This is a genomic window from Vibrio fortis, assembly GCF_024347475.1.
GTDB classification, from domain to species: domain Bacteria; phylum Pseudomonadota; class Gammaproteobacteria; order Enterobacterales; family Vibrionaceae; genus Vibrio; species Vibrio fortis.
Map to the genome: position 1 here is coordinate 1,499,453 of NZ_AP025488.1, position 12,420 is coordinate 1,511,872.

At 44.2% G+C, this 12,420-nt stretch carries 10 protein-coding genes; 2 read left to right on the forward strand and 8 right to left on the reverse strand.

The window, feature by feature from the left end; translation table 11 throughout:
• Window positions 1–338: 338 nt before the first annotated feature.
• From OCV50_RS21095 to OCV50_RS21110, 4 genes are all read right to left on the reverse strand, one after another.
• Complete coding sequence (locus OCV50_RS21095; protein WP_261904558.1) at window positions 339–1,604, reverse strand: peptidoglycan DD-metalloendopeptidase family protein; 1,266 nt, start codon at window positions 1,602–1,604, stop codon at window positions 339–341.
• A gap of 137 nt (window positions 1,605–1,741) precedes the next feature.
• Window positions 1,742–2,557, reverse strand: a complete 816-nt coding sequence (locus OCV50_RS21100) for a tetratricopeptide repeat protein (protein WP_390905161.1) — start codon at window positions 2,555–2,557, stop codon at window positions 1,742–1,744.
• Window positions 2,558–2,784: 227 nt separating this feature from the next.
• Window positions 2,785–3,207, reverse strand: coding sequence for a hypothetical protein (locus OCV50_RS21105; RefSeq protein ID WP_261904560.1), 423 nt, complete (start codon window positions 3,205–3,207; stop codon window positions 2,785–2,787).
• A gap of 51 nt (window positions 3,208–3,258) precedes the next feature.
• Window positions 3,259–3,543: a hypothetical protein gene (locus OCV50_RS21110; RefSeq protein WP_239840282.1), complete on the reverse strand. Its 285-nt coding sequence runs from the start codon at window positions 3,541–3,543 to the stop codon at window positions 3,259–3,261.
• Between the two features lie 343 nt (window positions 3,544–3,886).
• Here OCV50_RS21110 and OCV50_RS21115 point away from each other — a divergent pair, with 343 nt between their 5' ends.
• Window positions 3,887–5,404 carry an arylsulfatase gene (locus OCV50_RS21115; RefSeq protein ID WP_239840475.1) on the forward strand — a complete coding sequence of 506 codons (1,518 nt, stop codon included), beginning with the start codon at window positions 3,887–3,889 and terminating at the stop codon, window positions 5,402–5,404.
• 55 nt (window positions 5,405–5,459) lie between these two features.
• Here the strand turns inward: OCV50_RS21115 and OCV50_RS21120 are convergent, their stop codons facing one another.
• The 3 genes from OCV50_RS21120 to OCV50_RS21130 all read right to left on the reverse strand — a co-directional run bounded on the left by OCV50_RS21120 (window position 5,460) and on the right by OCV50_RS21130 (window position 10,219).
• Window positions 5,460–6,374 carry a LysR family transcriptional regulator gene (locus tag OCV50_RS21120; protein WP_261904561.1) on the reverse strand — a complete coding sequence of 305 codons (915 nt, stop codon included), beginning with the start codon at window positions 6,372–6,374 and terminating at the stop codon, window positions 5,460–5,462.
• A gap of 303 nt (window positions 6,375–6,677) precedes the next feature.
• A complete protein-coding gene (locus OCV50_RS21125) occupies window positions 6,678–8,462 on the reverse strand; it encodes an ABC transporter ATP-binding protein (protein ID WP_261904562.1) in 1,785 nt (594 codons plus the stop codon).
• Window positions 8,456–10,219 carry an ABC transporter ATP-binding protein gene (locus tag OCV50_RS21130; RefSeq protein WP_261904563.1) on the reverse strand — a complete coding sequence of 588 codons (1,764 nt, stop codon included), beginning with the start codon at window positions 10,217–10,219 and terminating at the stop codon, window positions 8,456–8,458. The genes OCV50_RS21125 and OCV50_RS21130 overlap by 7 nt, the downstream gene beginning before the upstream one ends.
• Window positions 10,220–10,663: 444 nt before the next feature.
• Here OCV50_RS21130 and OCV50_RS21135 point away from each other — a divergent pair, with 444 nt between their 5' ends.
• Window positions 10,664–11,713 (forward strand): polysaccharide lyase family 7 protein, encoded by a 1,050-nt coding sequence (locus tag OCV50_RS21135; protein ID WP_261904564.1) that lies wholly within the window; start codon window positions 10,664–10,666, stop codon window positions 11,711–11,713.
• Window positions 11,714–11,789: 76 nt separating this feature from the next.
• Here the strand turns inward: OCV50_RS21135 and OCV50_RS21140 are convergent, their stop codons facing one another.
• Window positions 11,790–12,383 carry a glutathione S-transferase family protein gene (locus tag OCV50_RS21140; protein WP_261904565.1) on the reverse strand — a complete coding sequence of 198 codons (594 nt, stop codon included), beginning with the start codon at window positions 12,381–12,383 and terminating at the stop codon, window positions 11,790–11,792.
• Window positions 12,384–12,420: the final 37 nt, after the last annotated feature.

Here is a 12,420-nt window from a genome sequence, read left to right on the forward strand (position 1 = left end):
CCAATCAATATCTTCCCAGTTAACTTCACGCTGCATGCAAATCCTTTTGGAGAAATATATCACTAAGAATATATAACTCACCATCAATTCTATAAATTTTCACTAAACTTATATTTCTGAAATAGGAAATTATAGTTTCTTGTATAATTATTATCCCATCATTATGTGATATCAGTTCAACATTGTATGTTCCTTTGGGAACACAAAAGCATTTTAAAGATTAGTTTTTTACTCCAAATTTATCTATAAACCTGACAACAAAAAGCCCTTGAATATACCTATTCAAGGGCTTTTATTTGATATGTTGGCACAGAGACTGCTTATACAATTAATGTGTGTTAGGTTATTTGATCTCTCAAAGCACTCACCCATTTATCAAACTCAGAAATTCGCGCATAAAAGGCACTCTTTTCTTCTTTAGAGATTGAGCTTGCCATTGGTAAGTTTGCTTTCATCGGATCAACTGCGCGGTCGCGAACTAACACTTCAAAGTGTAAGTGTGGGCCAGTAATACGTCCTGTTGCTCCGGCAAGAGCGATCTTCTGACCTCGTTTCACTTGCTGCCCTTTCTTCACTAAGAATCGGTGTAAGTGTAGGTAACGAGTTTTGTAAACGCTGTTGTGCTCAATAACCAGGTACTTGCCTGCATATGGGTGGTTTCGTATTGCTATGACTTTACCATCACCCGTCGAATAAATAGGCGCGCCAACCGGAGTCGCGAAGTCTGTCCCGTTATGTGGAGTAATGCGCCCTGTCACGGGGTGTTTTCGCTTAGGGTTAAATACCGAAGTAATTCGGCGATACTGGCGATCTACCGGGTAGCGATCGAATGCTTGCTCTAGGCTGTTGCCTTCACGGTCGTAAAAGCGGCCATCGTCGGCAAGAAATGCAGCAACTTCTCGACCTCTAAGCTGAATTGAAACCCCTTGAACTTCTGTCTTGCCAGTTAAGTGATCATCAGCATACTGCTCGCTCACTAACACACTGAAACGGTCACCAGCCCGTAGATCTCGAGCAAAATTGATCTTATCTTTCAAGGTGCGTGTGATATTGGCAATTTGGCGGCTCGATAAGCCAATTTTATGCGCAGATAAAGAGAAGCTGCCATTGACTTCACCGGTATACATCTTCTCTTTCCACTCACCCGGCATTTCGATGAACTGATAGTCAAAACTGCCATCGTCATTAAGAGAGTAGACAGAACGCTCAATCAAACTTTCATGATACGTAAGCTCCACTAAACGGCGTGTCTCTTTATCCACCAGCAATTCTAGGTGGTCACCCGGCTTAATCGTATCTAACTTCAGCGTTTCTAAATCCGCTTCAAGAATCTTATGAGCCGTTTCGTATGGTAGTTGCCACGAAGAAAATATATTACTGAGGGTATCCCCGACTTTAACAAAGTAGTGCACCTTTACGAGATTGCTATTCGATTCAGAAACTTCTGTTGGTTGAGGTGGGACAGCCTCGCTCTTTACCAACTCTTGATAAGGTGTAATTTTGATTTCAATTTCTTGAGGGGGCTCAGGTTCAATAGAGAGGATGGCAGCTAGCGAAAAGGCAACAATAGCGATGGCCACTAGCCCTAGGCGAATAAACTTCATAGGTCGAATTGAGTTTGCAGAGGTAAAAACTCCAATTGTTATAACATAACAATTGGAGCTAATAAACCAGTGTTTCTAAGAATCTAATGAAGCTATATCTCAGCCCTATCGGTTACTGGCTAGGCTATGTTGCAGGCCTATTGCTCCTCACGTAACGCTTCAAAACCCTCTAAACCTCTTAACATTTCGAAGTCGGTTTCATCAGAGATAAGGTCACGCATTGAGGCGCTCGCCTCTATTGAGCGTTTCAGATCTTCAATCGCTTGAGATTCCGAACCTAAACGTGCGTAGGCACAAGCGCGTTGATAAAGGGCGTGCGCGTTTTGATCATCAACTTCTAATACACGGTTACACAAACTCATTGCCCAGTGGAATTCTTGCATCTCCATAGCCGCATCCGCTTTGTAAGTCAGTGCTTCCAAGTCACCCGGACGAATCTTGAGGATCTCATCATAAATCTCTAGCTTCTGCTCTGGCGTTTGTTGGTTTTGAGCTCTCAGCCAAAGATTGTGTACTTCGTTGATGATCTCAATCTCACGATTGTTTTCCGAGATAATACGAGTTTTACGCTTTAGATCTCGCTCTAACGCAACAAACTTCTTCTCGTATTCTTGAGCGATCTTATCCAACCGTTGATCGGCCATCTCTTTAGTGTTGTGTTTAATTTCTTTGAGCGATTGCCAACCAATCAGTGCGATCAAAGAAGCCACACCCGCGATGATGTAAAAGAAGTAAGTGACGGTGACATTCGCGTAGTTAAGCGACTTATCCGCGACGTCTAGCTCACGGTCAGTGATTTGAACGATCATTCTGCGTTCCAGATCTTGCTGATCAGTTCGCAGAGACTTGAGTTCATCCAAGATGTAACGTTCCATTAATGGCCTATCTAGATATTCTTGCTCAGAATATCGTGTCTCCTCAGATGCAACACTCATCATAGGTAACACTGCCATTATTACTAACCAAACCACTCTTAGCATCGTATATTCCTTATACATCTTGATATTAGGTCACTCTATATTGAAATTACGCAATTCGCCAGTCGAGAAACCGAGTCTAAATCATGTTGGAGTGTGCCTTAAAGTCGAGGTGAAAATAAACCCGCTTTAGGTTCTAGATACAAAAAAACCACGGCTGTCACCGTGGTTTCCTTAAATTTTAATTAGGCTTGCAAACCGAGTTAAGAGAGTTTTTTCAACCAAACGTCACACTTGGTGATAAATTCAGACAGGTAAAGCTCAGGATTGCCTAGCTTCTCTCCGCCTTTTACATCGGCACCAGTTGCACGCCAGTAATTACGCGAGATGAGATTACGATTGAACACGAAATCGCTCACTTCTTGTTTCGCTAACGGAATTTTACTGCCAAACACTTGATAGTAAAGGTCAAGAATCAATGACAGCTCATTGCTGTTTCCTTTCAAAAAGGTATCGATATTCAGCTCGATTGCTTGACGTTCATGTACATTGCTATCAGTGGAAACCAATTGAGCAATGACTGTGTAAAGTGAGAACTCAACCTTTTGCGCCGCAAGCAATGCTGCGCCTAATAACGCATGCTCGTTAGACAATTGTTCAGTTGATGAAGCGGTAGCTGTTGTCACTGTATTAACCTCAAATAATGATAAAAGTCGTGCTTTACCTTTTGAACAGGCTTAAGCACTCTTACTCCAATTGACTGCACCTTCTGACTCGGCACGATCAGCATCAAACACAATATAATCAGATGCACCTTCTGCCTTCACAATCTCGACTTTACCTTTAAAGCCAACTTGCGAGAGCTTCTTGATCAAATGCTCAGGAGCGGTATCAAACACCACCTTCATAAACGGCAGTTGCTCAGCATGAACAAAGCCATGCTCATTAAACAGGTCCATTGCTTGAACTAAATGGTCTGAATCGGTTAACTCAATAATTTCTACAACTTCTTCCAACAACATTTTTTATTCCATACTCGCCAGAAAGTGACTGACACGAGCATCGTGCTGTTGCTCGCATACATTTCGGTGCTAAAAAGCACCCCTTTAGTAGTATCGAGAGGATAACATATTTCCCGAAGTAAAATATGTTTATTTTGGCTATTCTCCAGATAAAAAACTGCGTACTTTTATCTTATTTATCAATGACAACTCGATCGGTGAACAGCCATCAACTCCGTGATTTAACCATAATTTATACCCTGTAGTCCTCTAGGTTAATTGCATTTTGTTACTTTCTTCTCAACCAAATTCAGAACAACGAGAGGACTCGACCTTGACTACCTTCACCAAATCCGTACTTGCAATGAGCGCTCTAACTGTCGCTCAGGGTGTTGCGGCAGCAGAGCAACCAAACATTCTCGCTATCTGGGCAGATGACCTAGGCTATTACAACACCAGTGCTTACAACCGTGGCATGATGGGCTACGAGACTCCAAACATCGATCGTATTGCACACGACGGCGCTATTTTCACAGACATGTATGCGCAGCAATCGTGTACCGCAGGCCGAGCAGCATTTATTACCGGTCAACACCCTTTTCGTACCGGTCTTTTGACCATTGGTATGCCGGGTTCTGACCACGGTATTCCAGACTGGGCACCAACCATCGGTGATGCCCTTAAACAAGAGGGTTATGCGACAGCACAGTTTGGCAAGAACCACTTAGGTGACCAAGACAAACACCTTCCGACAAAACACGGCTTTGACGAATTCTTTGGCAACCTGTATCACCTCAATGCAGAAGAAGAGCCAGAAACTTACTTCTATCCAAAAGACCCTGAATTTAAAAAGCAATACGGCCCACGCGGTGTGATTAAAGCGACGGCGGATGGCAAGATTGAAGACACGGGTCCATTGACTCGCGCTCGTATGGAGACCATTGACGAAGATTTCACTGAAGCAGCGATCACCTTCATGGAGAAATCAGTGAAGGCAGACAAACCATTCTTCGTTTGGTACAACTCAACACGAATGCACGTATGGACTCGCTTGAACGACCATTACGATGGCATTACAGGTCAAGGCATCTACGCTGATGGTATGCGACAACTGGATGATAATGTCGGTGCTCTGTTGGATACGCTCGATCGCCTAAAAGTTGCAGACAATACCATCGTGATTCTTTCAACCGATAACGGTGCAGAGAAATTTACTTGGCCTGATGGTGGTACATCTCCTTTCCACGGTGAAAAAGGCACCACTTACGAAGGTGGTATGCGTGTACCACAAATCGTGAAATGGCCAGGCGTTATCGAGCCAGGATCTGCGGTTAATGCTTTGATGTCTCAAGAAGACTGGCTACCGACACTCGCAGCGGCAGCGGGCAATGACAACATCGTCGATGAGCTGAAAGAAGGAGTGACACTGAACGACAAAGAGTGGCGAGTTCACTTAGATGGCTCGAACTTCAAGCCATTCTTTGAAGGTAAAACGGATAAAGGTCCTCGTGAAACAATTCTATACTTCTCAGCGAACGGTGAGCTGAATGCACTGCGTTGGAATGACTGGAAAGCAAGCTTTGCGATGATGGAAGGTGACATGCAGTCTGCAGTGCGTCAAGCTCCAGCTTGGGCATCTATCACCAACCTACGTATGGATCCATTCGAAACTGCCGCTAAAGAATCTGGCATGTACACACGTTGGATGATCGACAACATGTGGTTGTTTGTCCCAATGTCTCAAGAAGTGGCGAAGTTTATGGGCTCTCTCGAAGGTTACCCAATGCAAGCGGGCCAAGGCTTTAGTGCAGCGAACATCAACTACAATACCTTGAAACTACAAAAGCTTGTTCAAAAGATGCAACAACAAGGCGCGAACTAATTCAGCGTAACTAATTCAGATTAGCGAATTGAAAGTTACAACGCCCGGTTGAATCCTAATTAAAGCCCCACTGGGGCTTTTTTTGTGAGGCATCAATTATCTTATTGCGAAACCATGCGTGCGCCATATCTGAATTGCGGCTCTTGTGCCACACCAGATACTCGATGCCTAAGTCCGACTCAAATGGCAATGGTGACACTTGAAACTCTTGTGCCAATCCAAACTTTTCGATCACGGACTCTTGGCTAATACAGACCAAGTCAGTGCCTTTGACCATATCTAACATCTCAAACGGCCCAGGGGCTTTACGCGCGACTTTTCTCTTTTGGGCGTACTTACTGTTTTTCATCAGCGGTGAATCTTCCGTGTTCCACATACTGTGCACCACGTGCTTCTCCGCTAGATACTCTTGCAGTGTAATACTCTCCCCTAAACGAGGATGGCTCTTATCGTAAACCACCACCATACGCTCGCTAGCCAAAGGCACACATTCCAATGCAGGATCATTAGTCGGCACATGTGCGATGCAGAGATCGTATCGATGCTGGCGTAAATCCAATGCGATATCGCCTGTGTACAAAGGGTCGATGTTGATTCCAATATCGGGCGTCTCTTTGTAGAGCATGTCTGAGACTCGCTTCATAACCGAGTAAATCGCTCCGCTAATACATGCGACATTGAATGATCGATCAATTTTGCTTGGGTCGAACTTGCGTTTGCTTGGAAATGTCGATTCAAAGGCATCATAAGCTTGCTTGATTTGCGGGTAGATGTCGTAACAGAAACGGCTTGGTCGATAACCCTCTTTGGTTTTCACAAACAAAGGATCATCGTAGGTTTCTTTGAGTCGACCTAGTGCTTTACTGACAGCTGGCTGGGAAACGCCAAAGCGCTTGGCGGTGTTTGAGATAGAAAGCTCTTCCATCATCACAACAAAATAGGGGATTAAACTAAAGTCTGTATTTTTCATGCTCAGTTTCACATGCTCTGTTTCAAGAACGTTGGGTTGACCTGATACCTCACACCTCGATAGTCCATTACTGAGATTGAAAGCACTCACAAAATATTCTCTAACGTTAACAAGGTAGAATTCCCATCACCCCTATCAATATCAAACAATGGCTAAGTTATATCGAGTATAACTCGTGGTTATGCTGCCACCTACTTACCCATTTGAAGAGGTGAAATGACCATTCCACCTCAACTAAAACAAAAAGCCCCAGCTAAAATAACTGAGGCTTTCGATCTGCATTTTAAGCGTGTTTTAGGCCTATCACGCCCCAACCGCTTGTGGATCACAGGTCTCTACAATGGACTCGTTAAGTAACCCAGCATACACACCGTTGTGGTCAACCAATTGTCTGTGATTACCGCGTTCAACGATTTCACCCTTCTCTAGTACCAAGATCATGTCGGAGTGACGAACGGTACTCAAGCGATGAGCAATGGCGATAACGGTCTTCTCTTTGAACAGCTTTTGCATCGCCTTTTGAATCAAATCTTCAGTAATTGAATCCACTGAACTGGTCGCCTCATCCAACATCATCACTTGACCACCTTGCGCCACCGCTCGAGCGAAGGAGAGCAATTGAGTCTGACCCACAGACAGATTCGAGCCATTCTTATCTAAATGAAAGTCATAGCCATTTGGTAACTGTTGAACAAATTGGTCAGCGTAAACATAACGTGCAGCTTGCTCTACATGCTCACGTGAAACGTGCTCTTTACCGAGTGCGATATTAAAATGAACGCTCTCTTCGAATAGATGAACATCTTGCATCATTAGCGAGAAGAGATGCGCTGAATCTTCCATTGAAATATCCGACAGCTCGATGCCATTGAGCAAAATACTGCCCTCATAATTCTGATAGGTTTTCGAAATCAAGCGCATAATCGTCGACTTACCTGAGCCAGTTGAACCTACCAAGGCAATCTGATGACCTTTCTCTAAAACAAACGAGACATCTTTAAGTACATAGGGTGCATCCGGCTTGTAACGGAAGCTGACATTCTTGAATTCCAAACTCACAAAGTCACATAACTGATCTTCTACCTGATGTGACGGCAACAGTTTTCGCCCTTGCTCCTCCGTCGGCTCTATAAATAGCTCTTCAATATGGTCAAAGGCGGCAAACGAGCTCTGAATAGAGGCTATCTGCGAGGTAAAATCACGGATCGGAACAAAGACTTTCTCTAAGGTATTGATGAAAGCAATCAATACACCCAAGGTTAAGCTGCCTTGTAACACTTGTTCTGAGCCAAACCAGATCATTAATGCGATGGTTATCGAGGTGACACCGGAGATCACCGAAAACAGAATCGCATCGTACTTATTGATCTTCTTCTGTGCTTTTAAAAACTCATCGGTATAACCCTTGAATCTTTTCTCTACTGCCTCTTCGGCACGATAAAGCTGAACGGTTTTCATGCCCAGCAAGGCTTCTTGTAAAAAGCCAATTCCACGCGCCAGTGACGAGCGTGTAATCAGGTGCATCTGACGCAGCTTATTTCGGACCAACACAGTCAAATAGGTCACCGGCGGCATCACCACTAACACGATCAGGGTGAGCTTCCAGTCGATGTAAAACATCATCCCAATCAGAGCGAGCGTATTAAGTGTGTCTTTTACCAAACCAACTACAGATTGAATAAAAGTCTCGCCAATCGTTTCCAGGTCGCTGGTTAGACGTGACAGCGTAATACCAATCGGCGTGTTATCAAAGTAACTGCGTGGCAGTTTCAGTACACGAGCAAACAGAACCGAGCGCATATCGGTGATAGTCAGCTGTCCTGTCTTTCTGAGGTTATAAGCGTAAGTCGTATCAACCACGTAGCTCACAATTAAAACCACAACCAAATAAAACACATACTCCAACAGGCCATCGATATTGCCATGACTCAATTGAACGTCGATGACTTGAATGATCAACCACGGAAACAACAAACTTGTCAGAATGGTGAGCGGTAGCATCGCAATACCAATAAATGCGGTGCGTTTGTACTTCTTAGCAAATTGAAGGAAGTGTTTGAGATATTGAATATCAACGCCTTTTAACATGCTGCTGCCTCCGCTTCATTTTGCTGTAATTGCCACGTCTCGTAGTAGTAAGGGCAAGTTTTAAGCAGAGTCTTGTGATCGCCTTTAGCAATCACTTTTCCTTGGTTTAAGACGATGATCTCGTCCATATACTCTAGTGCGTTGACACGATGTGACACCACCAGCACCGACTGGTTTTTCAAGCGTTTAAATAACCCTTCTAGAATCTTTCTTTCGGTTTCATAATCGACAGCTGAGAGGACGTTATCCATGATGATCAGATCCGCAGGCTCTAATAGTGCTCGTGCAATACTCAAACGTTGCTTTTGCCCACCAGATAGCATGATACCTTTCTCTCCCACCAAAGTTTGGTCTCCCAACTCGAGACGTGCCACATCGCTAGCGAGCTGACTGAGGTTAAGCACTTCGTCGACTTGCTCTTTAGCAATATCAGCCTTAGTGCTACCAAATCGAATGTTCTCTTCCACCGTTGCGGAAAACAGGTATGGATCTTGAGTCACGGTCTTAACATAGCGGCGCAAGTCGTTACGCGAAAACTCTGTGATATCTTTATCACCCAGAAATACACTTCCTGCTGCCACGTCTAAATGATGATTCAAGCAGTTGACCAGTGTCGTTTTGCCAGAGCCAATACTGCCGAGCACCCCTACCATTTTACCCGAAGGAATATCAAAGCTGATGTCATCCAACACCAAGCGCTCTTCACCTTGATACTGATAGCTGAGGTTTCTTACCGACAAAGTTTGGCCTTTCAACTCTTCAACTTCATCGGTAGTTAACGTCGTTTCATCTAGCTCTGACACCTTCGCATTCAAAATGGTTTGTGCACTGGTGATGCCGACAATGCCACGCTGATAGATAGTCGCGATACGCCCGAGCTGCATCAGTGGCATGGCCAACAACACCGAATATGTTAAGAAGGCCGTAATTTCACCTAGCGTAAGCTCTTGATTAACCAACATGTAGCCACCCAAACCAAGAATCAGGATCTTCATTAGGTCATTGGCATAGTCTAGAACGGGCATAAAGAACACTTGGATGCGTGTGATCTTGATTCTGCACTGCAACAACATCTGATTCAGCTTCTCAGTCTCTGATCTAACCCACGGTGACATTTGTTGGCTCTTTATCAAATCGATACCCGATAGGTAACTCATCAACTGTGCAGACAAGTTCTGTAATCGCTTCATATGCTCCATATGCAGCGACTTCATTCTTACAAAGCCAACACGGAAGATGACGAATGCAATGATAATTGGAATCACCGAGTACATGGTGAGTTCGGGCGAAATGCGCCACATCCACAACGGCGTTAAAGAGAGCGCTAACAACGCGTTGAAAAACTGCAAAAATCCAACACCAAACAACAAACGTACGCCTTGCAAGTCATTGTTAATGATTGAAATCAAACGTCCTGATGCAAACTGAGAGTGGAAGCTGTTTGGTAATCGGTTGAGCTTTTCCAACAGCGTATTTTTGAGAGAGGCTTCGGTTATACGCCCCGGATTCAGCGCATAGATACGCGACCAGATCCGTACAACGATCATCGACACCGACATCACCACGATGATCGCGATATACGTTTTCAGCTGATCATGACCCGCCACCGACGCGTCATCGATAAGATCAATCGCCAACTGAATGTAGCGAGGGATCTCTACCTGCAGCCAGTTAACGAGAAATATGAAAACAATCGCAAGCAGGTAAGACTTACGATTCAAGCGCAGATAATGCGCGAAAAACTGAGACTTAGTCATATAGGTCTTTCTTTGAGCCTTTGGGGAGCGTTATCAACCAGTGTCGATGAGGGTCAACGTTTACAGTACAAAGGTAACTCAAAAGCAACTAGTTGACAAGGTCAACTATAATCAAAATCCCAAAACGGCTTAGGATGATCCAAGGTCTGATTTTTGTCGCTACCTAATCGTCAATGACGTTAAACACGGGTCAGCAAACATCGAACTCATATAAAACCCAATGTTGTTTTACAACTCATTGAGCTTATTTATTGATTAACTCATTAAGGAGTGCCGGTGAGCATAGTAAGTTGTTAGCACAATGTATTAAGACAGTCCTCACAACGACCAATTAAAAACGGCTGAAAAATGTGATCTTATTTACACATAGTGCGATCCGCCCTTTTTCTTGTTTCAGTGGTAACTATTATGTATGACAATATTACATAATAAGAGTAACCAATAATGAACAAAAGAACCCTGATTGCTGCCTCTATTTTATTGTCTGTACCTTTAGCGAGCATGGCGGAAGTCATCAACAATGGCGTCTCACATCCAGTGCCTGCGGATAAGTTTGATATGCGGAATTGGAAAATCACGATTCCTTCTGACATCAATGAAGATGGACGTATCGATGAGATCGAAGGCGTTGCAATGATGAGCTACTCGCATGAAGACTTCTTCTTCCTCAACGAAGATGGTCACCTAGTCTTTGAAGTGCATAACAAAGCAATCACCACCAAAAACTCCAAGAATGCACGCTCTGAACTGCGCCAAATGCCACGCGGTGCCAACTTCGACAACATTCTTACCGATGGCAAACTCAATCAATGGTCACTTTCTAGTCACCCAGAAGCAGAAAAATACAGCGCTGTCGGTGGTACGTTAGAAGCGACACTAAAGGTCGACCACGTATCGGTAAATGCTAAGCATCCTGAGAAATACCCTGCACACTCAGTGGTAGTGGGTCAGATCCACGCAAAGAAACACAATGAACTCATTAAAGCGAAAACAGGCTACGGTCACGGTAACGAACCACTTAAAATCTTCTACAAGAAGTTTCCAGGACATGAGTACGGCTCGGTATTCTGGAACTATGAGCGTAACCTAGCGAAGAAAGATCCTAACCGTGCTGATATTGCGTACCCTGTTTGGGGCAATACTTGGGAAAACCACCAAGAGCCGGGTAAAGCAGGCATCAAGCTGGGAGAAGAATTTAGCTACCGTGTCGAAGTAAAAGAAACCATGATGTATCTAACGTTTGAAACCGCACGTCATGACACCGTGAAGTATGAAATCGACCTAAGCAAAGGTATTGATGAGAAAGACTTCCCAACGGGTTACGCAGAAGATGATTTCTATTTCAAAGCTGGTGCATATGGTCAATGTAGCGTCAACGACTCCCATCCTATTTGGGGGCCTGGCTGTGCTGGTACGGGTGACTTCGCAACCGACAAGAAGAATGGCGACTACAACAGCGTGACTTTCTCAGCGTTGAAGTTGAACGGCAAATAACCCTCTACTTTCAAACAAAAACGACCTTCAGACTTAATGTATGAAGGTCGTTTATTATATCGATAATTGCTCTTAACTATGGCTCCGCATCCGCAATGTGTTCAATACTTCTTAAATTATTCAAATGAGAGTCATAAAAAGGGATAGGCGCAGAGCCGTGTTGCAGCGCTTTTTTATAGATAGAAGCAATGAAAATATCCGCCAGAGTGAATTGATGGCCAATCGCAAAACTTGAGTCTAGGCAGATCGACGGTCTCAGCTTTTCAAGACTTCGAGTGATCCACTCCCCCCGCATTGCTCGTTTCGACGCTTCTTCAAGGTCAGGCCTTAAGAAACCTAACACAGTCCGATTTTGTGGGGAGTGTATAGTCGAGTTAACGAATTCACATACCCTACGTACATCAGCTCTAATCTGCGGTTCGTTTCCCAACAACGAGAAGCCGGTAAAAACCTCTTCGACGTACTCTACAATAGCCATAGATTCGGAAAGTACCACCCCATCGACAGACAAAGAAGGTACATATCCGAATGGATTGATCGCCAAATAGCTTGTTTGCAGCTCTTGAGAGGTCACTTCTACCCGATTGTATGAAATTCCTTTGTAATTCAGTGCCCACTCCACCCGTTCGGAGCTGTTCGAGCCAATGGCACTATAGAGAACCAAATCCATATGACCTCCTAGCTATTTCTGACCTAGTTGCGGTGCC